At 28.9% G+C, this 20,516-nt stretch carries 18 protein-coding genes and 2 pseudogenes; 3 read left to right on the forward strand and 17 right to left on the reverse strand.

Going from position 1 to position 20,516, the window contains the following annotated elements; genetic code table 11:
- Positions 1 to 245: 245 nt before the first annotated feature.
- The 4 genes and pseudogenes from CQA69_RS05355 to CQA69_RS09180 all read right to left on the reverse strand — a co-directional run bounded on the left by CQA69_RS05355 (position 246) and on the right by CQA69_RS09180 (position 2,223).
- Entirely contained in the window at positions 246 to 587 is a 342-nt protein-coding gene (locus CQA69_RS05355; protein ID WP_137620771.1) for an HNH endonuclease, read from the reverse strand.
- Positions 584 to 865 (reverse strand): hypothetical protein, encoded by a 282-nt coding sequence (locus CQA69_RS05360; protein ID WP_137620772.1) that lies wholly within the window; start codon positions 863 to 865, stop codon positions 584 to 586. The genes CQA69_RS05355 and CQA69_RS05360 overlap by 4 nt, the downstream gene beginning before the upstream one ends.
- A 919-nt stretch (positions 866 to 1,784) precedes the next feature.
- A pseudogene (locus tag CQA69_RS09330) lies at positions 1,785 to 2,036 on the reverse strand (phage portal protein).
- A gap of 61 nt (positions 2,037 to 2,097) precedes the next feature.
- Positions 2,098 to 2,223 carry a phage portal protein gene (locus CQA69_RS09180; RefSeq protein WP_246023126.1) on the reverse strand — a complete coding sequence of 42 codons (126 nt, stop codon included), beginning with the start codon at positions 2,221 to 2,223 and terminating at the stop codon, positions 2,098 to 2,100.
- Between CQA69_RS09180 and CQA69_RS09335 the strand changes: the two are divergent.
- A pseudogene (locus CQA69_RS09335) lies at positions 2,224 to 2,774 on the forward strand (type I restriction endonuclease); the annotation flags it as partial.
- A gap of 75 nt (positions 2,775 to 2,849) precedes the next feature.
- Here CQA69_RS09335 and CQA69_RS05375 read toward each other — a convergent pair.
- The 3 genes from CQA69_RS05375 to secA all read right to left on the reverse strand — a co-directional run bounded on the left by CQA69_RS05375 (position 2,850) and on the right by secA (position 6,916).
- Entirely contained in the window at positions 2,850 to 3,065 is a 216-nt protein-coding gene (locus CQA69_RS05375) for a 2-hydroxymuconate tautomerase family protein (protein WP_137620773.1), read from the reverse strand.
- Positions 3,066 to 3,134: 69 nt separating this feature from the next.
- Positions 3,135 to 4,340: an ABC transporter permease gene (locus CQA69_RS05380; protein WP_137620774.1), complete on the reverse strand. Its 1,206-nt coding sequence runs from the start codon at positions 4,338 to 4,340 to the stop codon at positions 3,135 to 3,137.
- Positions 4,337 to 6,916, reverse strand: coding sequence for a preprotein translocase subunit SecA (gene secA, locus CQA69_RS05385; protein ID WP_137620775.1), 2,580 nt, complete (start codon positions 6,914 to 6,916; stop codon positions 4,337 to 4,339). The genes CQA69_RS05380 and secA overlap by 4 nt, the downstream gene beginning before the upstream one ends.
- Positions 6,917 to 7,008: 92 nt before the next feature.
- Between secA and lolA the strand changes: the two genes are divergently transcribed.
- Positions 7,009 to 7,518 (forward strand): LolA-like outer membrane lipoprotein chaperone, encoded by a 510-nt coding sequence (lolA, locus tag CQA69_RS05390; RefSeq protein ID WP_137620776.1) that lies wholly within the window; start codon positions 7,009 to 7,011, stop codon positions 7,516 to 7,518.
- A gap of 27 nt (positions 7,519 to 7,545) precedes the next feature.
- Here lolA and CQA69_RS05395 read toward each other — a convergent pair whose 3' ends face one another.
- Positions 7,546 to 8,280 (reverse strand): hypothetical protein, encoded by a 735-nt coding sequence (locus CQA69_RS05395; protein ID WP_137620777.1) that lies wholly within the window; start codon positions 8,278 to 8,280, stop codon positions 7,546 to 7,548.
- A gap of 14 nt (positions 8,281 to 8,294) precedes the next feature.
- A complete protein-coding gene (locus tag CQA69_RS05400) occupies positions 8,295 to 9,632 on the reverse strand; it encodes an ATP-dependent DNA helicase (RefSeq protein ID WP_137620778.1) in 1,338 nt (445 codons plus the stop codon).
- Between the two features lie 48 nt (positions 9,633 to 9,680).
- On the opposite strand from CQA69_RS05400, the gene CQA69_RS05405 reads away from it, so the two are divergent.
- Positions 9,681 to 11,030, forward strand: a complete 1,350-nt coding sequence (locus tag CQA69_RS05405) for an SH3 domain-containing C40 family peptidase (protein WP_137620779.1) — start codon at positions 9,681 to 9,683, stop codon at positions 11,028 to 11,030.
- On the opposite strand, the gene CQA69_RS05410 is transcribed toward CQA69_RS05405, so the two are convergent.
- From CQA69_RS05410 to purL, 8 genes are all read right to left on the reverse strand, one after another.
- Positions 11,020 to 11,892 (reverse strand): N-carbamoylputrescine amidohydrolase, encoded by an 873-nt coding sequence (locus CQA69_RS05410; protein WP_137620780.1) that lies wholly within the window; start codon positions 11,890 to 11,892, stop codon positions 11,020 to 11,022. The genes CQA69_RS05405 and CQA69_RS05410 overlap by 11 nt on opposite strands.
- Complete coding sequence (locus tag CQA69_RS05415; RefSeq protein ID WP_137620781.1) at positions 11,889 to 12,776, reverse strand: cation diffusion facilitator family transporter; 888 nt, start codon at positions 12,774 to 12,776, stop codon at positions 11,889 to 11,891. The genes CQA69_RS05410 and CQA69_RS05415 overlap by 4 nt, the downstream gene beginning before the upstream one ends.
- Positions 12,773 to 13,750 (reverse strand): agmatine deiminase family protein, encoded by a 978-nt coding sequence (locus CQA69_RS05420; protein WP_137620782.1) that lies wholly within the window; start codon positions 13,748 to 13,750, stop codon positions 12,773 to 12,775. The genes CQA69_RS05415 and CQA69_RS05420 overlap by 4 nt, the downstream gene beginning before the upstream one ends.
- A gap of 77 nt (positions 13,751 to 13,827) precedes the next feature.
- The gene (locus CQA69_RS05425; protein WP_137620783.1) at positions 13,828 to 14,265 is read right to left on the reverse strand and encodes an META domain-containing protein; all 438 of its coding nucleotides are present in this window, start codon (positions 14,263 to 14,265) and stop codon (positions 13,828 to 13,830) included.
- Positions 14,266 to 14,275: 10 nt separating this feature from the next.
- Complete coding sequence (locus tag CQA69_RS05430) at positions 14,276 to 15,868, reverse strand: methyl-accepting chemotaxis protein (RefSeq protein ID WP_137620784.1); 1,593 nt, start codon at positions 15,866 to 15,868, stop codon at positions 14,276 to 14,278.
- Positions 15,869 to 15,980: 112 nt separating this feature from the next.
- The gene (gene purH / locus CQA69_RS05435; RefSeq protein WP_137620785.1) at positions 15,981 to 17,513 is read right to left on the reverse strand and encodes a bifunctional phosphoribosylaminoimidazolecarboxamide formyltransferase/IMP cyclohydrolase; all 1,533 of its coding nucleotides are present in this window, start codon (positions 17,511 to 17,513) and stop codon (positions 15,981 to 15,983) included.
- A gap of 46 nt (positions 17,514 to 17,559) precedes the next feature.
- Positions 17,560 to 18,330: a J domain-containing protein gene (locus CQA69_RS05440; RefSeq protein ID WP_137620786.1), complete on the reverse strand. Its 771-nt coding sequence runs from the start codon at positions 18,328 to 18,330 to the stop codon at positions 17,560 to 17,562.
- Positions 18,327 to 20,513 carry a phosphoribosylformylglycinamidine synthase subunit PurL gene (gene purL, locus CQA69_RS05445; RefSeq protein WP_137620787.1) on the reverse strand — a complete coding sequence of 729 codons (2,187 nt, stop codon included), beginning with the start codon at positions 20,511 to 20,513 and terminating at the stop codon, positions 18,327 to 18,329. The genes CQA69_RS05440 and purL overlap by 4 nt, the downstream gene beginning before the upstream one ends.
- Between the last annotated feature and the right edge of the window lie 3 nt (positions 20,514 to 20,516).

Below are 20,516 nucleotides of genomic sequence, written 5' to 3' on the forward strand. Positions count from 1 at the left end.
ATTTGAATTTTAAAAAAAGTTTGAGGCGTTAAAATGTGTGTTAGTCAAATAGAAATAAAAAATTAAGCTTTTTTTGAATTTTTTAAAAAAACTATTGGTAAAAAATAAAGATTTTGCAAGGGTTGGATAAAATTTTCATTAGTTAATTTGTTAGTTAAGTATAACGTAGTGTAAAAATTTAGCTCACATTTTTTCAAGTCTGCCGTTTCGGTGTATTTTTTTTGACTTCATAGAGATTTACACCCCTACCCCTTAAGCTCTTTTTTAGTTTTTTCATTATGACATTTTATACATAGACTTTGAAGATTGTCTTGATTTAACCTATCGCCACCCTGCTTAATTGGAATGATATGATCTACAATCTTAGCAAGTTTTCCACAATTGAAACAAAAAGGATTTTTATTTATAAAAATTGTTCTTAACTTTCTCCACTCTGAACTATTATAAAATTTTGCACTCTCTTTATTTCTTTTAAATAAATCATAATTTTTATTTGTAATCATCTTATAAGTTTTATCACAATCTTTACATTTTCTTAAATGAGTTTCTATTTTTTTTCCACACTTACAAAGCTTATAAATTATCATTTTTTATAAAATCCTATTTCGGTTTTTTTGGTAATCTTTACTTTAAATTCATAATTAAAACTTTCATAAGGTTTTATTACATAGCAATCGTAGTTAATCTCTAATAATTTAACAAACCATTCAGGTAGTAAAACAAAATAATTGTTCCCTACCTGTTTAATTTTGAAACCACTTCTAATATCATTTACATTTCTGTAAAAATTATCATACAAACCTATATTAGTTGCAAAAGTTTTTACTGGAATTGCATTATTAATAATATCATCTTTGTTAAACATTTTATATTCTTTGATAAGTTGAAAGGTAGCTTAATAAAGTTCTTCTTAGATCGATAATTTTAAAATAAAAAAACTAATAAAAATATTAATCCAAAATAAAAATTTATTTATTTATGGAACACTTATTGCTCTTACTAAGAAACTAAAGTTTAAAAAATACTTTGATAGCTTTTTTCTAAAAATCTATTTGCAAAAGCTAACTGATAAAATTTATCCTACTTAATTTCATCGGATTTTAATAATTTAAGCTATTGTTTTTCATCGGATTTTAAGCAATAAAAAACATACTTATTTTAATCGGATTTTAATTTTAGAAAAATTATTGCTTTTATTTTTAAAAATCTATTGACCTATTTATTGACTTTAATTAATTTATAAAAATTAAAATATTGTTTTATAATATTTAAATAGATATTATTCAAATCTCGCTAACCGCACCAATTTTCACATAAGATGATTTATTTTTAATAAATAAAGAGTTTAAAGGGTGAAGTTATGTGGGAAATAAAAATTATATTTTAACAAGAATATTGAAAATTACCCTATTATTAGTACTAATTATAATTATTGATTTAGCGTGTGGTGCTGCTTTTTTAAATTTAAAAAGTTATTCTGAAAAAATTGGGATTAATCTAGAAACACTTTATTTTATTATTATATTTATTATAGTGATTTCAATCATTTGCATAATTAAATTGCTTTTTATAATATTTAAAAAAATCATAACTAAAAAAACGCTAATATATTTTTCTTTAAGAATATTGGATAAAGCTTTTTTATATTGATATTTACTAAACCTTGCATTGATTCATTTAAGCCTTCTACCTTAAACATTATCTTTTTTCCTTTTGAGTGTCTTTTTGATCTATTTTGATAAGATTTAGCGGTATAAGATGATCGTTTCCATTGTTGATTGGGTTCACATTTCTTCTAAGGCTCTTACTTCATTTATACTCATCACACCATTACTCAAAGCTTTGGTATAACTTTCCCATCTTGAAGAGCTATCAACTCTTAAAATGGCGTTGATGTTAAATTTAAAATAAAATCTGCCTCATTCTTCTTTGCTTAATAAAAAACGATTTAAGGCTTGTTCTATTTTAATGGTTAAAGGAGTGATGGTTTGCACCATATAATTGGTTTCTTGTTGCTCGATATTTGAAAAAGTCACTCTTGAAAGATCGCCTAATTTGGTGAGGTGGGATATTAAAAAGCCTTGCAATTTCTATCACTTAAAATTGTTTGCTTTCTATGAATTGACTATCTTTATTTGCACTTGTAGTTTGTGTGTAAGTAGCTCCACTTTCTAAAATGGATGATTTGTAGCAAGTTTTGTTCCATCGCTTGTTTTTTACCATAAAAAATACTATAGAGCTATACAAAATATCTTTAAAAGCGAAATAGAAAATTCAAGTGATGAATTTATAAGTTTTTTTGCCAAACAAATGACAGAAAAAAGAATAGCTAGTGCTGTTTTAGAAGAATTTAAAATTATATTAAAAAATCTTTTACAAGAAATTATTAATGATTTGGTTTATGATAAAAAATCACAAATATAAAAAATAATCTCCAAGCCATCAATGATGATGAAGATAATGAGCAGATTAATGAAAGTAGAGATATTGTAACATGTAACAACAGAAGAAGAATTACAAGGTTTCTATATAGTAAAATCAATACTTGCGAGTGCTGGAGCTAATCTTGAAGATATAAATTATAAAGATACTTTAAGTTATTTTGGTATTTTGTATTAAGGTAAAGTTACTGAGTGGATATGTCGATTATATTTTAATACAGCTCTAAAAAGTCTATTGGTTTTCCAGATGGAACAAATGTAAATATAGAAAAATTGGAAGATATTTATCAATATAAAACAGATATTATCAAAGCTTTTGAAAGTAGAAAATAAGTTAAAATTTTGCATTAGAAATCAAAGTCAAAAAATATGACTTTGATTTGAAAAGCGGTTTTATATATAGCAAATCTAATTTTTACCCTGCTCTTTTCTTGCTTCGGTGATAGTTTTTCCACCTAAGCCATAATTATCTGTTTCAATCTCATCAATAATTACAACAGTGGAAGCCTTATTTTTATTTAAAACCTTAGCAAGTAAATCTGTAACACCTTCAATTAATTCTTGTTTTTGTTTAAGTGTCGGTTCACCTTTTTCTTTTGTGATTCTAATATTAACAAAGGGCATAACATCTCCTTAATTTTGGTTTTTTATATTCTAATATTTCTAGATAAACTCAATTCTTTTTATAAAAATCTATTCATTTCTCAAAGTATCTAAAACATTGATTTGAGTTGCTTTTTTAGCTGGATAAAAAGATGATAAAGCAATAATAACTAAAGCTCCAACCACTGTTAAAGAAAAATCCATAATCGATAAGTCAAGTGGCAATTTACTTGTACCATAAACATCTTCTGGTAAAGTAATAATATCAAAATTTCCTAAAAGCCATAGAGCAATAAAAGCAAGTAAAATACCCACTATCATACCACTACCACCTATTAGCATTCCCAAAGCAAAAAAACTTTTTTTAACTTCTGCTTTACTTGCACCTAATGCAAATAAAAGAGCAATTTCACTGCGACGATTCATTACTATCATTAAAAGAGAACTAACTATATTTAAACTGGCAACCAAGATAATAAGCATCAAAACTATAAAAAGAGCACGTTTTTCAAGCTTTAAGGCTGAAAAGAAATTTTTATTTTGTTCCCACCACCCTATAACAGCATAATCATCCTTTAAATATGCTCTTAATTTTTCTACATCTTTAAAAGCATCATTGCTATAAACATGTATTCCATCATAGCCCTGTTTTTCACTTACCCCAAGAACTTTTCTTAAAGCCTTAACATCTGTATACATATATGCCTTGTCATAAAAAGCAAGTCCGGAAGCAAAGCGTGCTTTAACTTTAAAGCGTTTTGTCTGAGGAATTAAAGAAAAACCGCTAGGATTAAAATTTGAAAAAATAAGAGAGATCATATCGTTTTTATGCAAGTTATATTCATCTACCAAGGCTGATCCTACAAGAATATCAAAACCGCTTAAATTTTCATCTTTAATAGCTTTAGCCACCACTTCATTAATCTTAGTTTCATCATTAAAATTTACACCAAAAAGTGCTCCGCCTTCAAAACGATTATCTCCTTTTATAACAACTTGAGTGCTAATATAAGGACTAAAAAGCAATTTAGGAAATCTTTCTTTAAGTTCATTAACTAAATCATCGTTAGCTGGAGCATAAAATTTTGGCATTATAGTGATAGGGTAATTCATTATAAAAAAACGTTTTTCAAATTCCTTATCAAAACCATTCATAATAGCCATCGCTACAAGCAAAACGCAAAGTCCTACACATACTCCTAAAAAAGCTAAAAGCATAGACAAATTAATAAAGGGCTGCTCTTTATCAAACCTTAAATATTTGAAAAGTAAATATTTTAAAACACTTTTATTCAAGCTAAAATTCCTTGTTTTGGACCACTTTTACCATGGCATTCTTTAAATTTTTTTCCACTCCCACACGGACAAGGTGCATTACGAGGAACTTTTTTAATATCTAATCCATCTTCACTAACACCTTTTTCTGTAGAATTTTCGAGCATCTTATCATTCTCTTTGTTTGCTTTATTTTCCAAATCTTTTACTTCTTCTTGGTTAAATCTTACGCTAAAAAGCAATTTAATACTATCGAATTTGATACGATTAACAAGTTCTAAAAAAAGATCATAACTCTCTTTTTTATACTCAACAAGAGGATCTTTTTGATTGTATCCACGAAGTCCTATACCTGTTTTTAAAATATCCATTTGATACAAATGATCTCGCCAAGCATTATCTAAAACTTGTAAATATAAAATACGTTCTATATTATGCAATTCTTTTTCATCAAGCTTTTCCATTTTTTGATTATAAGATTGCTCCAAAATTTCACTTAATTTATCTTGCATTTCAATCATGCTAAGATTTTCAAAATCGCTTTCTTTAATTTCAGTAGAACATTCGTCAAAAATTTTATTTTTCAAAGTTTTAAAATTAACTTCCCCATTACTTTCATCAAGCATAAATTCGCTCATTACACTCGCGCAATATTCTGCAATATTTTGTGATATTTTCGCTTTTATATCATACTCTTCATCTAGCAATTCATTGCGATAACGATAAATTGTTTTTCTTTGTTCATTAGCAACATCATCGTATTCTAACAAGTGTTTTCTGCTTTCAAAATGCAAACTCTCAACCTTTTTTTGTGCATTTTCGACCGCTCTTGTAACTATACTTGATTCAATATGTTCGCCTTCTTTTATACCTAAACGTTCCATAATTCCTTTAATACGATCTCCACCAAAAATTCTCAGTAAATTATCTTCTAAGCTAAGATAAAAACGACTAGTCCCTGGATCCCCTTGACGCCCTGCACGACCACGAAGTTGATTATCAATACGACGGCTTTCATGCCTTTCAGTTCCTATGATATAAAGTCCTCCCAAAGCTCTTACTTCATCATCTATTTTGATATCAACTCCACGTCCTGCCATATTTGTCGCTATGGTAACAGCTCCTTTTTTACCAGCATCTTGGATGATTAAAGCTTCTTGTTCGTGATTTTTAGCATTTAAAACATGGTGTGGAATTCTTTCTTTTACAAGCATATTGTGAAAAACTTCACTTCTTTCTATACTTGCAGTTCCCACAAGAACAGGCTGTCCTTTTTTATTTGCTTGTTTAATTTCTTCAATTACAGCTTTAAATTTTTCATTTTGTGTTTTATAAATTAAATCATCCTTATCTTGTCTTTTGATGGGAATATTAGTTGGAATTGAAATAACGTCCAAATTATAAATTTGTGAAAATTCTGTAGCTTCAGTTTGTGCTGTTCCTGTCATACCCGCGAGTTTATTATACATTCTAAAATAATTCTGAAAAGTAATATCTGCTAGAGTTTGGCTTTCTTCTTGAATTTTTACATTTTCTTTAGCCTCTAAAGCTTGGTGAAGTCCTTCACTAAAACGACGACCTTCGCTTAAACGCCCTGTAAATTCATCAACAATAATAACTTCTTTATTTCTAACAACATAGTGTATATCTTTTTCAAAAAGATTGTGCGCCTTTAAAGCTTGATCGAGCTGATGCGCTAAAATAGCATTGTCAAGACTATATAAATTCTCCACTCCAAAAAGCTTTTCAGCCTTAGCAATTCCTGCTTCTGTGATCAAAATATTTCTATTTTTTTCATCCACTACAAAATCACCTTCAGGCTTGGCAGGAGGTAACACCGCTTCACCTCTTTTCATTTTTTTTGCCACTTCATTGGCTTTTATATAACCATCTAAAGTTCTATTAGTAGGCCCACTAATAATCAAAGGAGTTCTTGCTTCATCGATTAAAATACTATCTACTTCATCTACAATTACAAAATTATGCCCTCTTTGAACCTTTTCAGCCTTTGAAAATTTCATATTATCACGCAAATAATCAAAGCCAAATTCATTATTTGTCCCATAAGTAATATCGCAATCATAAGCTTTTTTATGCTCTAAGTCATTATTTTGAGATGAAAGCACAACCCCGACACTAAAACCTAAGAAGTTATAAATCGCACTCATTTGCTCTGCATCTCTTTTAGCTAGATAATCATTCACAGTTACAACATGAACGCCTTTTCCACTCATAGCATTTAAAACAACAGGTAAAGTCGCCACAAGGGTTTTTCCCTCCCCTGTTTTCATTTCTGCAATCTTACCTTCGTGCAAAACCATACCGCCGATTAATTGCACATCAAAATGACGCATATTTAAAGTTCTTTTACCTACTTCTCTTACTATAGCAAAAACATCATTTAAGATTTCATTTTCTTCTTTTTCACTCTTAATAATTTGCTCTTTAAATTTTAAAAATTCAGCTTTAAGCTCTTCATCGCTTAAATTTTGATATTTAGGCTCAAGCATATTAATCTGTGCCACTCGTTTAAAATATTTTTTTACTTCGCGATCATTTTTTGTTCCAAATATGGCCCTTAAAGCATTTAAAAACATTTTTAAAACCTTTTGCTAAAATTTCAAGCTATCATTATAGCTATTGTTTAATTAAAGTTAGCTAGAATTAATAAAAAATTTTAAGGAAAATAATGAAAAAAATTTTTATATTTTTTTTAATTGCTGTAGTTAAAATTTGGGCTATTGATCTTGATTTTAATACTTATTCAAGCAATTTCACTCAACTGGTTAAATCCAAAAATTCAACGCTTCGTTATAGCGGATATTTTATCATAAGCAAAGATAAAGCATTTTGGGAATATACCACACCCAATAAAAAAGAAATTTATATCAATAAAAATCAAGTTGCGATCATAGAACATGATTTAGAACAAGTGATCTTTTCAAAACTCGATAACATACCTAATCTTAATCAAATTTTTAAAAATGCTAAACAAATTTCAAAAAATAAACTTTTAGCAAAATATGAAAAGATTGATTACACTCTTATTTTAGACCAAGATAAAATTCAGTCTATTTCTTATAAAGATGAATTTGAAAATGACGTAACAATAACCTTAAGCAATCAAATCAAAAATCCTAAAATTGATCCTAAAATTTTTGAATTTAAAATTCCAAAAAATTACGATGTAGTTCGTTGAGATATTGATTTTCTACAAAATATTAATTTATTTTGTAGAATTGTTATCCAATTTCAAATCAAAACCTATACTAGAATTCTCTTCGGGAGAAGTTTTTGTTATATTTTTTTCTTGAAAAATTTTTGGTGGATTTTTAATCAAATCTTGTTTGATTTTTTCCTCAAGTTCTGAAGGATTGATCTTAGGGATATTAAGAGAATCAGAACTGATCTCACCATCATCTTTTTTATCTTCATTGCCATCGCCAAAAAGTTGCCCTATTTGCTTTGCTTCAGGTATATTAGGAATGCTGATATTATTTGGAGTTTTAACCTGTGGAACTTCGGGAACACTTAAATTTTCTAAAACTTTTTTGACTTCACTACTCGCATTTTTTTTCTTAGCTTCTGTGCTTTGTAAAAACCTTTTAAATTCTTCTAAATCAAATTTTTCAACTCCGCTTAAAGATAAAATGTAAATTTCATTAATATTCATTTTATATTTTTTCTCTATAAATTTTTTCAAAACTTTTTTAAAATTATCTTTTCCAATCTCAGTAAATAAATCCTCGTAAAAAAAGCCAGAAATAACAGTATTAATAGAATCAATCAGCTTAAGCTCATTTTCTTTTAAATTTTCTCCTTCAAAATCTAAAGAAATTTCAACTTTTTTAAGAATATTTGCTCCGCTTTTAGAATATAAATCTGTTCTTAACTTAGATATTTCAAGACTTTGTGCATTTAAATTTAAAAATAAAAAAATCGCAAAAAATATTTTTTTCATTTTATTTCCTTTTATTAAGCAATATTATCTTCAAATTCAAGATCTAAAAAAGCATTATCTTTATAAAAATCGATAACCCTAGGATCGAATTTTAAAATATTTGTAAAATAATTTTCAAATTTTACACCCTTGGTAAAATAAATTTTTAAAGTATCAGGATTGATCGCTCTTGATAATGCCACATAAAGTTGTCCATTTTCAAAAATATGATCTATATCACAAACCAACTTTTCAATACTCATACCTTGAGATTTATGTATGGTAATAGCATAGGCCAATTTTATAGGAAACTGACTCACACTTGCTAAAGTATTAACAATCAATTCTCCATTATTTTGCTCAATCTCCTCCATAAAAAAAACATAAGGTTCGAGCGTAATATTTATCCCATTATTTTTCATAATACTGATATAAATTTTATCTTCATCATAAATAATATCTTTAACCACTCCTTGTTCTCCATTATAGTAATTTTTATCCCAATTATTAATACAAAAAATAATGCGAGCCCCTATTTTAATCTTAAGATCTTCTAAGATATTTAAACCTTTAATCCAATTTTCTAATTTACTATCCTCAAGTTCTTTATCTTCTTTTTGAATTTTAGCCTTAAAACTTACCAAAGGAGTTGATAAACGATTAAGTTTATTTTCATTGATTTCATTTACTTTTTTATTTATTCCACAAAGCAAAGTATAATCATCTTCTAAGCCTTCTAATTCCTTCGTGTTAATACACATTTGTCTAAATTGACTTATGATTTTTTCGTTTAAAACACCTTGTCTTATTAAAGATAAATTTTCATAAAATTCTAAATTTTGAGTTCTTTTAGGTTGTGAAAGTTTAACATTTTTAAAATTTAAATCTTTCCAAAAAAAAGAAGAAAAAGCATAATAAGAATTTAAAAAAAGCGTTTCTTTTTTTTCTTTAATCACAGGGGGTAATTGAAAAAAATCTCCTACGACTAAAATTTTTCCATCAAATCTTGAATTTTTTATTCTAAAACCTATCATTTCAAAAATATTAGCACTCACCATAGAAATTTCATCGATAATAATAAGATCGATTTTCTTTAAATTTTCATTTAGCTTAGCAATTTTTTCTTTTTGTTTGCGATCAAAAACACTTAAAGCCATCATATCTTCACAATAACCTAAACAAAAAAAACTATGCAAGGTGATTCCGCCGATATTAAATGCAGAAAGTGCACTAGAGCCTAAGGCGACTACAAATTTACCTTTTTTTCTATAAGCTTTCATTAAATTATTAGTTAAAAAACTCTTTCCAACTCCAGCACCACCGCTTAAAAAAACATTATCATTGACTAAAATTTTTTCCAGTTTATCAAGCATTATACTTCCTTGGCTTTAATTATAACGATTTTTTGTAAAAGGTTGATTATGCGATATATTTTAATTTTTTCTCTATTGTTTTTTACAGCTTGCTCCTTTAAAAACTCAACAAATAATAATCTTGCTTTTAAGGAAGATAATAATCAAAGCACACATTATGCAAAATTAGAATTTGAACAAAGTGTTGATATATTGCCCAAATTTAATCAAAATATCAATTTCAATGCTACAAACTATAAAAAAATGTTTTTTAAACCTTGGCATTCTTCTTTTAAAAACTATAAAAACCAAAATTTATTTTGGGCTTTTCCTATTTATCTTAATCCAAAAAATAAATACTATTTTTTTAACAAACAAGAAATTCCTAAATCTTGGTTTAAAGAACAAATCGAAAATGCCAATACAAACAATATAGGAAAATTAAATCAAAAAGCTTTAGTTATTCAAAACACTCTGTTGAAAAATTTTCCGACACAAAATGCAATACTTAAAAATCCTTTCCAAGAAAACGAAGGTTTTCCATTTGACTACGCAAATGATGCTGTTTTAAATATTGCTACACCTGTTTTAATCTCTCATTATACCAAAGATAAACGATATGCTTTTGTATTGAGCGAAACAGGATTTGGCTTTGTGGAGAGTAAAAATTTAGAGATATTTTCTAATTCTAGAGCAAAAATTTATGAAAAACTCCATTTTATTACACCACTTAAAGAAAAAGAAGTAGTTTTTAGCGAAGATCATCGTTTTTTCTTTGAAACTAGAATTGGTGCGATTTATCCATACTACGAACAAGATGAAAAATATTTTTATGGAAAAATTGGTTCAAAAAAATATAGAATTTTAAAAAAAGACGTGGCTAAATTTCCTTTAAAATTAAATGACGCTAATTTAAAAAATCAATTAAGCCAAATACTGAGTTTGCCTTATGGTTGGGGTGGATACAGCTTAGAAAGGGATTGTTCTTTATTTACTCGGGACGTATTTTCAGCTTTTGGGCTTTATTTGCCAAGAAATTCAGCTGCACAAAAAAATGCTTTTTATCATTTTGATATCAGTATGTTAAATAATACTCAAAAAAAAGATTTTTTAAACCAATTTGGAAAAGCTTATACAACCTTGCTCTATATCCCAGGACACATTATGCTTTATGCTGGAAAAGTTACAGATAATGACGTGGTTATACATAATATATGGGGATTAAGAAAAGGAGAAACTCAAAGACTGATCATAGGAAAGAGCGTTATCACTTCTTTAGAAATAGGAAAAAAAGAAATTCTAGAACAAAATTTATTACTTTCAAAAATCAAAGAGGTTGGTTTTATTAATTTAAATCAAAAAGAAATAGATGAAATAAATAATTATTTAGAAAAAATCAAAGATTTACCTAATCAATAAATCTTTTGCTTAAATCGTGAAAATATTCTATACGCCTATCTCTTAAAAATGGCCACCAGCGTCTTACATTTTCACTTCTTTTTTTATCAATCTCTATAACCTTTACGCATTCATTTTCATTATCTAACAAGCAAAGCTCTTCTCCTTGAGGACCAAAAACAAAAGAATTTCCCCAAAATCTTATTCCATCCTCTACTCCACTTGCATCTTGTTCGAATCCAACACGATTAATAGCTACTACAAATAAGCCATTAGCGATAGCATGTCCTTTTTGAACACCTAGCCAAGCATTAAGTTGTTTTTGTTTTTCTTCCTCTTCATCCTTATCAAACCAACCAATAGCTGTAGGATAAATAAGTATTTCAGCTCCTTGTAAAGCCATCAATCTTGCCGCTTCAGGATACCATTGATCCCAACAAATCAGCACTCCAAGCTTACCCACACTTGTTTGAATTGGTTTAAAACCTAAATCGCCTGGTGTAAAATAAAATTTTTCATAAAAACAAGGATCATCAGGTATGTGCATTTTTCGGTACTTTCCAGCTATACTACCATCTTTTTCGAAAACAACGGCTGTATTATGATAAAGTCCTACACTGCGTTTTTCAAAAAGGGAAGTTAGTAAAACTATATTATATTTTTTAGCTATATCTGACCAAAATTTAACATCTTTTTCATAATCATTTGCGTAATCAAAATAAGAGACATTTTCACTTTGGCAAAAATATTCGCTTTGATGAAGCTCTCCTAAACATACAAGCTCAGCTCCCTTTTTTGCCGCCTCTTTTATGAATTCGCAAGTTTTTTTTATTGTTTGTTCTTTATTGGAATGAAATTTTTGTTGCACAAGAGCTATTTTCATTGTCTTTGCCTTTCTTGTTCTTGATCATCATAAGGATCTAAATGAATTTGTATATCCCATTTTTCATTGCAAAACATTACTCGAATACTATTTTCAATTTCATCGGAAATTTTATGAGCATTCAAAAGCGAAATTATAGGACAAAAAACCAAATGCACGCTTAAGTAATTACAACTTGGAGTTTTTCTCGTTTTTAATTCGTGATAAGAAATGATTTCAGGATTTTTAGAAATTAAGGTGCAGATTTGATCAACTTGTTCTTTTGGTAAGGCTTGATCCATTAAAAATGACAAAGCTTTTTTAATGATTTTAAAAGCGGAAAAAGCTGTATAAAGGCTAATCACTATCCCAAAAATAGCATCAATAATATATAAATTTGTAAAATAAATCAGCACTAAAGCAAGTAAGGTGCAAATATTGGTTAAAAAATCACTCCTATAATGCAAAGCATCACTTTCAATGATTAGATTTTTTGTTTTTTTTGCCACATAATTTAAAAAAAGAATAAGAAAAAAGGTTACAATAATGGCAAAAATCATTACAAAAATACTTAAATTTAAATCAATAATTTCTTTTTTATAATAAATTTTTAAAATACTTTCATAAAAGATAAAAATACCCACACATACAATAAAACCACCCTCAAGAAGCCCCATTAAAGCTTCGATTTTAGAAAAGCCAAAATTATAGTTTTCATTTGCTTTTTGCGAACTTTTTTTAAGAGCCAAAAAATTAAAAGCTGAAATTGCAAAATCCATTAAAGAGTCAATCGCACTTGAAAGAACAGCAACAGATCCACTCATTAAGCCAACTATAAATTTAACACAAGCTAAACCAAGAGCGCAAATACTCGCAACTATAGTAGCTTTTTTTTGCAAGCTCATCTTAAACCTTTGAAGCGATTCTGACATGAACAATGCAAAGAGCCATTTTGACGCACAAATACTCTCGCATCTATACCTATAACTTTTCTATCAGGCAAGGCTTTAGAAAGTCTTTCAATAACAATATTGTCATTATCATCTTTATATAATGGGACAATTAAAGCATTATTAACAAAAACAAAGTTTGCATAAGTAGCACCCATTCTACGATTATCATAAAAAAAAGGCTTAGGCAATGGTAATGGTAATAAATTAAATCCTGTTCTTTCAAGCTCTTCTTGCATTTTCTTTAAAGGTAAAAAATGTTCATCTTTTTCATCTTCACAAACACAATATGCTATCGTATTTTTATCGATAAATCTAGCCAAAATATCCACATGAGAATCCGTATCATCGCCTTTTATAAAACCATTTTCTAGCCAAATAATATGTTTTAATCCAAAAATTTCTTTTAATTTTTTATCAATTTGAGTTTTATCTAAATGAGAATTTCTATTTGAATTTAGCAAACAATTTGCCGTTGTAAGCATAACACCATCTCCATTAAAATCGATACTTCCACCTTCCAAGATCATATTAATTTTTTGAAGTTTTTCTTTAAATTTATCTTTAAAAAGCTTAGAATTTACAGCATTATCTAACTCACTTTGAAATTTATTTCCCCAAGCGTTAAAAGTAAAATCAAGAGCCTGCAAACGATTATCTTTAAAAATATCTATAGCACCAAAATCTCTTATCCATGTATCGTTTGTATCACATTTAAAAAATTCAACATTTTCTATATCCTTAAAAGGGATAAAATCTTGATCTTGCGGAGCAATCAATAAAACTTTTTGAAATTGACTCACAACCCTTACAAATTCATGATAGCTTTTTAAAATTTCATCTAAATATAATCTCCAATCTGTTTTTTTATGAGGTAAAGCGAGAATTAAATATTCTTGTTCATTCCATTCTGGAATAGATTTCACCATTTTAAACCTTTAAAACAACTGATTTTTATTTTTTGAAATTTATATTATTAGAAAGTAGCCCAAAAAAGGGCTAAAAATTATTTAAAAAAGATTTTCATTTTACCATTGTTTAAGATAAGCTTTCCGTTTTCGTTTGAAATTTTAAAAGTTCCATTGAAATTAGAAAGAAAAGAATTTTCAAAATCCATCACATCTAGAGGATGACAAAGCATTTGGGTTGAAGCTGCACGATCTCCTTCGATTTTTAAAGTATTTCCATTATTCTTGTAAGAACCAAAAAAACGATTACATCCTGCATAACCATAAAATTTGTCTTTATCAAAGCTGATATTTGGAGTTTCTTCTGCATTTCTAGGATCAAACGTTTTTCCATTTACGACAATTTTCTCTATTTTTAATAATTGATTTTGCATAAACTTTCCTTGAATATCTGAAGTAGAATTTGAAGATACAGAAGTACTCGCACAACCTGCAAAAAAAGCTGTAGCTAAAACGATTTGTAATGTTTTTTTCATATTTTGTCCTTTAAATTTGAAATTGCTTTAATTCGTTTTCAAGATTATGACATACTATTTTTAACTCATCAGCAACTTGAAGTAAAATTTTTGAAATTTCTTCATTTTTTTCACTTACTTCAACATTTTCTTGCATTCTCATTAGCAAATCTTGTATATTCTCTTGACTTACTTTTATTTTTTGAGTGCATTGATGAACAAGATTTTTTGCATCTTGATTACAAAACTTAACCTCATTTGCACTATTAACCAATACACTTGTATCTTCGTTTAAAGAATAAATTTTCTGAGAATTATCCTTAAGTTCATTAGCTACTTTTTCTATGCTAATTAATAATTCTTTTGTAATGACTGCAACACTATTTAAAAATTCTTCACTATTACTAGCAAGCAATCTTATATCCTCAGCAATAACAGAAAATCCTTTCCCATAAGCTCCAGCTCTTGCAGATTCTATACTTGCATTTAAAGATAAAAGATTGGTTTTATCGGCAATTTCATTCATCATTTGAGTTGCTTTTTGTATATTTTTTGCTTGTTCAACCATGCTTTCAATTTTTTTAGCCAAACTACTCTCACTTTCAGCTATATCTGTAACTTTTTGCGCTACTGAAAATAAAGATTGAAGCATTTGTTCTAGCAACTCATAAGATTTGTCATTAGCAGTATTCGCATCACTTGATAAATTTGCTAATTCTCTCAAATCTGAACCTATATTCGCTCCAAGATGAAAACTTGAATCAATCTTTTTATGGTTTAATTCAGTAATTTCATTTAGAGAAGTTGCATTCGAATTTAAAAGAACACTTTGTTGTTCAACATTTTTAGAACTTAAACTTGCTCCGCTTACAGCCTTATGAGTTTTCTCAATAAATTGATTTATATACCCACAAGTAACTGCGATTTCATCCTGACCTTTTACACGAATTCGTGCTTTCAAATTTCCACTACCTTGTGCTAATTCTTTTGCGTGATTTAAAAGCTCTAAAATAGGTTGTCCTATGACAATTTTTAGTATAAAAAGCACGACGGCTAGAGTTACTATTAAAGCGATTGTAAAAATTACTATATACGTTTGACTTGTCCTTGAAATATCTTTTTCTACGCTTTCTAAAGAATGATAAACATCCATAACTCCTATTACATCACCCTCTTTGACATTTGTATGACAAGCTATGCAAGTTTTATTTGCAACCAAAGGACGGACAAGTCTTAAATGATCTATTCCATTAATGCTTTGTTCTAAAGAAACTAAATTAGGATTTGAAAATTGATCTAATATAATATTTTCGTTAGAAATTATAGGATTTTTAATATCAAAAAGCTCTATAGTTTCTTTTGATGGATAAATTTTTATATCGCTAATTCCTTCAATAGTCTTAGCATCATCAATAGCCTCTTTTATTTTATCTGGATCTCCTAAATTCATAGCCATTCTCATAGTTTGGAAAACTAAATTACTAGCCGTATTGAGATTTTCTTTGCTCATTTGGTTAGCTGTATTTTTAAAATCAAAACTAACTATAATTTGCATAATCACAAAACTAAATAATAAAACAATAAAAACAGCTGAAGAAACTTTAAATCCAATAGTCTTAAACATTTACATTACTTTCAAAATAAAATCTTAAAAATCATTGTACTCAAAGATTATTTAATTTTTATTAAATCGTACTTATAAACAAACAAAATTTCAGATTAATATCTAATAAATATTAATGCAAAAAATGTCTCACTCCTGTAAAATAAAGAGCCATAGCGTATTCATCCGCAGCCTTTATCACTTCATCATCCCTTATGCTTCCACCAGGTTCAACTATAGCTTTAACTCCAACTTTACTTGCTTCATCTATGCTATCTCTAAATGGAAAGAAAGCTTCGCTTGCCAAAACACAACCTTGCAAATCAAGTCCCATTTCTTTAGCCTTAGCAATAGCTGCTTTTGCAGCATCAATTCTACTCGTCATTCCCATACCTATAGCCACCATAGCTCCATTTTTAACATAGACAACATTATTTGATTTTGTAAAAGCTGCAATTTTTAGAGCTATTTCTAAATCTTGAAGTTCTTCCTTGCTCGCTTCTCTTTGAGAAACAAGTTTTGCGTTTTTAAGCTCATTGATACTCACTTCATCACTATTTTGATATACAAATCCACCATCAACATGTTTAAAATCATACGCATCAAAACTACGCACCAAATAAGGATTTTCTTGAGTAAAAATTTTAATACGCTTTTTACTCTCAAATACGGCTAAAGCTTCTTGAGTAACATTTGCTGCAATAATCACTTCAACATAAATTTCATTTATTTTTTCAGCCAAAGTTTTATCAAACATTCCATTGATCGCAACCACTCCACCATAAGCACTTACACTATCACATTTTAAAGCACTAATATAGCTTTGTAAAAGATTTTCTTTGATTGCAAAACCACAAGGATTTCCATGTTTAACTATACAGACAGCTGGAACTTCCCCGAAACTACTAGCTAAATTTAAAGCCGCATTGATATCGGTAAGATTGTTAAAACTAGCCTCGCCTTTAAGAGCTTTAAAATTGGTACTAAAAAAGGAATCAAACTCATATAAAGCACCTTTTTGATGAGGATTTTCCCCGTATTTGGTATCAAAAACCTTTTGACCTACTATAAATTTACTTGCTCCAAATCCTCCGTTAAAGCGTTCATTCATATAATTTGCTATATAAGAATCATAATTTGCCGTATGCTCATAAGCTTTTATCATTAAATTTAAGCGAAATTTTTCATCATTTTTTTTATTTTTTAAAGCCTCAATAACCTCTTTATAATCAAGTGGATCACAAATCACCATCACATCTTTATAGTTTTTTGCTGCAGATCTAATCATCGCAGGCCCACCTATATCGATATTTTCTATGATTTCATCAAAATCATCGCTCATAATAGTAGTCTTTTTAAAAGGATATAAATTCACACACACTAAATCAATACCTAAAATTCCATTTTCTTTGGCTTGTTTAACATGATTTTCATCATTTCTTTTATGTAAAATCCCTCCATGAATTTTAGGGTGCAAGGTTTTTACTCGCCCTTCAAAAAGTTCAGGACTTTTTGTAAAATCACTCACTTCTACAACTTTTATCTCATTTTCTTTTAAGATTTTAAAAGTTCCACCCGTTGAAAGAAGTTCAAAGCCTAAATTTTCAAGTTCTTTAGCAAATTCTACTATACCTTCTTTATCGCTGACACTAAGCAATGCTCTCATTTTTTCTCCTTATGCACTATCTGGCTAAAAATTCATAAATTCAAAATTATTTTTCCAAATGCTTTTTGATTTTTTCATAAGCTTCGTTTATTTTTTGGAATTTTTCTACTCCTTTTTTGATTTCTTCCTCGCTAACATTATTTGCATTTAAAATATCAGGATGGTATTTTTTCGCTAAATTTCGGTATTGTTTTTTTACAGCATTGATATCAGCATTTTTTGGTAATTCTAAAATTTCAAAAGCCTCATCTAGACTTATTTGTTGTTTAGAAGTATTTAAATTTGAAAAATTATTGATAAAATTCTCTAATTCACTTTGACTTATATCAAAAGCCTGTGCAATTTGTCCTAAAATTTCTTTCTTTTTAGGGCTAAATTCTGCATCAATAAAAGCCATAAAAACAAGCACTCTAAGTACATTAAAACGCTCACTTTTTGGTAAAGGGACTTCTCTTAAAAAGTCTTTTGCAACCTCAAAAGCATCATTTAAATTTTCTTTATGCTCATTAAAACTTGCTTTTAAAAATTCTCTTTCTCGCTTATCTTTTGCATTTGCATCTAAAATTTGAGTGATCATATCGGCTTCATCTTGACTGATTCTGCCATCACTTTTCGCAATTTTTGCCAAAAGTGCGATTACATAATAATTCATCCGTCTTTTAATTTCATCCATTCTTTCTTCAACCACTCCACGCATAAAGCCTTTTGCAAAACCTTTAGCACCACGTGCAGCCAAATTTAAAAAACCTTGTTTTTCCCAAGTTTTATAATACCAATAAAAAACCAAGATAACTAAAATGATTAAAATTAAACTCATTGGATTTGCTCTTTAAAACTTTCAAAATAAAGATTTTCAAGCTCTTTTTTACTTAAATTAATTTCATCGAGTCTAAAACAATCCTCATCAGTGCTTATGCCTAATTTGTAAGCTTTTATATTAAATTCCTTAATTAATTGCAAAAATTGTTCTTCATATGCTTCATCAACGCCTATTATAGCACGACTAAAACTTTCATCAAAAATCATTTTTTTATCACTAAAGCCACTTTCTAAAATCGTACCTTTTTTAGAAATAGCGCACATTTTTGCCAAAGTTATAGCAATACCGCCTACTCCTACACTATTTGCACATTCAAGTAAAGATTCTTGATTTGCCCTATAAAGAAAATTCCAAAGCGTTAATTCTGCTTTATAATCTATATTTTTAAGATTTCCTGCTACTTTTTTATCTTGAATTTTCATCACTAAAGAACCACCGAAATTACCCGAAGTTTCTCCCAAAAGATAAATTCTAACCCCGGCCTTATCAAAACTTGCCTTTAAAACACGACTAGAATTTTCTAAAACACCAACATTTACAATGGTAGGACTTGGATAAATACTCACTCCTTCTGTTTCATTATACAAAGAGACATTACCGCTAACCACAGGAGTATTTAATTCCTTACAAGCTTCCTTAATCCCCTCGCATCCTTGTGCAAATTGCCACATCACTTCAGGATTTTGTGGATTCCCATAGTTTAAACAATCGCTAATTGCTAAAGGTTTTGCTCCTGTACAAGCTACTTTCCTTCCAGCACTTGCTACAGCAGCACTTGCTCCAACTTTTGGATCAATATAATTTAAACGAGAATTGCACTCTATAGCCATTGCTATAGCTGCATTATTTTCTTTTACGCGTATAACACTCGCACCTAATTTTCCATCAGCTTTAATTGTATTAGTTTGCACACTAGAATCAAATTGATCATAAATAAAAGCCTTATCATTAACATTTTCATTTTTCATCATCTGAATGAATAAATCTTGTATATCACTTTTTAACTCAAACTGATAATCTTTAATATTATCTAAATACTTTGGCTTACTTATTGGACGATCTAAAATAGGTGCTTTCTCGCTTAAAGGTTCAATAGGTATCATTCCTACAAGCTCATTATTCCAAAAAAGCTCCATATTTCCCGTATCTGTTACTTCACCAATCACAACAGCATCCAAATCCCATTTTTTAAAAATTTCTATAACTTGATTTTCGCAACCTTTTTTTGCACAAATAAGCATCCTTTCTTGAGATTCACTAAGCATTAATTCATAAGGCGTCATACCACTTTCACTCATAGGGGTTTTTTCAAGATAAAGCTTCATTCCGCTTCCACTTCGCCCTGCCATTTCAAAAGAACTTGAAGTAAGCCCAGCCGCTCCCATATCTTGAATTCCTATAATAAAATCGGTTTTAAAAAGCTCTAAACACGCCTCCATTAAAAGTTTTTCACTGAAAGGATCTCCTATTTGCACTGTTGGTCTTAAACTTTTATTTTGCTCATTAAAGCTATCGCTAGCCATAACAGCACCACCAAGCCCATCTCTACCCGTTTTTGATCCTACATAAATTACAGGATTTCCTACCCCTTCAGCTTTGGCATAAAAAATATCTTCTTTTTTGCAAATCCCTAATGCAAATGCATTGACTAAAATATTTCCATTAAAACATTCATCAAAAGAGCATTCTCCACCTATGGTTGGAACACCCATACAATTTCCATAATGAGAAATTCCACTTACAACACCTTTTACAAGATATTTTTGATGATTTCCATATTTTTCATCATAAATATTTCCAAATTTTAAAGAATTAAGTCCAGCAACAACTCTTGCACCCATAGTAAAAACATCGCGTAAAATTCCACCTACTCCAGTTGCTGCCCCCGCAAAAGGTTCAATAAAGCTAGGATGATTATGACTTTCAACCTTAAAAACCGCTGCCATATCTTGACCTATATCTATCACCCCTGCATTTTCACCAGGACCTTGAATTACCCAAGGCGCTTTGGTTGGAAAACCATTAAGGTATTTTTTACTTGATTTGTAAGAGCAATGCTCACTCCACATAGCAGAAATAACGCCTAATTCAAGTAAATTAGGTTCTCGTCCAAGAATTTCTAAAATTTGATCATATTCTTCATCGCTGATTTTATGTGCTTTTATAATTTCTTTATCCATATT

Source organism: Campylobacter estrildidarum (assembly GCF_005406205.1).
GTDB classification, from domain to species: Bacteria; Campylobacterota; Campylobacteria; order Campylobacterales; family Campylobacteraceae; genus Campylobacter_D; species Campylobacter_D estrildidarum.

Bases quoted from the DNA above. Each gene is read 5' to 3' on its own strand.
- CQA69_RS05395 (WP_137620777.1), bottom strand. From the start codon at position 8,280: ATGAAAAAAATATTTTTTGCGATTTTTTTATTTTTAAATTTAAATGCA.
- lolA (WP_137620776.1), top strand. From the start codon at position 7,009: ATGAAAAAAATTTTTATATTTTTTTTAATTGCTGTAGTTAAAATTTGG.
- CQA69_RS05355 (WP_137620771.1), bottom strand. From the start codon at position 587: ATGATAATTTATAAGCTTTGTAAGTGTGGAAAAAAAATAGAAACTCAT.
- CQA69_RS05375 (WP_137620773.1), bottom strand. From the start codon at position 3,065: ATGCCCTTTGTTAATATTAGAATCACAAAAGAAAAAGGTGAACCGACA.
- CQA69_RS05425 (WP_137620783.1), bottom strand. From the start codon at position 14,265: ATGAAAAAAACATTACAAATCGTTTTAGCTACAGCTTTTTTTGCAGGT.
- CQA69_RS05400 (WP_137620778.1), bottom strand. From the start codon at position 9,632: ATGCTTGATAAACTGGAAAAAATTTTAGTCAATGATAATGTTTTTTTA.
- CQA69_RS05430 (WP_137620784.1), bottom strand. From the start codon at position 15,868: ATGTTTAAGACTATTGGATTTAAAGTTTCTTCAGCTGTTTTTATTGTT.
- secA (WP_137620775.1), bottom strand. From the start codon at position 6,916: ATGTTTTTAAATGCTTTAAGGGCCATATTTGGAACAAAAAATGATCGC.
- CQA69_RS09180 (WP_246023126.1), bottom strand. From the start codon at position 2,223: ATGGTAAAAAACAAGCGATGGAACAAAACTTGCTACAAATCATCCATT.
- CQA69_RS05410 (WP_137620780.1), bottom strand. From the start codon at position 11,892: ATGAAAATAGCTCTTGTGCAACAAAAATTTCATTCCAATAAAGAACAA.
- CQA69_RS05360 (WP_137620772.1), bottom strand. From the start codon at position 865: ATGTTTAACAAAGATGATATTATTAATAATGCAATTCCAGTAAAAACT.
- CQA69_RS05415 (WP_137620781.1), bottom strand. From the start codon at position 12,776: ATGAGCTTGCAAAAAAAAGCTACTATAGTTGCGAGTATTTGCGCTCTT.
- purH (WP_137620785.1), bottom strand. From the start codon at position 17,513: ATGAGAGCATTGCTTAGTGTCAGCGATAAAGAAGGTATAGTAGAATTT.
- CQA69_RS05420 (WP_137620782.1), bottom strand. From the start codon at position 13,750: ATGGTGAAATCTATTCCAGAATGGAATGAACAAGAATATTTAATTCTC.
- purL (WP_137620787.1), bottom strand. From the start codon at position 20,513: ATGGATAAAGAAATTATAAAAGCACATAAAATCAGCGATGAAGAATAT.
- CQA69_RS05440 (WP_137620786.1), bottom strand. From the start codon at position 18,330: ATGAGTTTAATTTTAATCATTTTAGTTATCTTGGTTTTTTATTGGTAT.
- CQA69_RS05405 (WP_137620779.1), top strand. From the start codon at position 9,681: ATGCGATATATTTTAATTTTTTCTCTATTGTTTTTTACAGCTTGCTCC.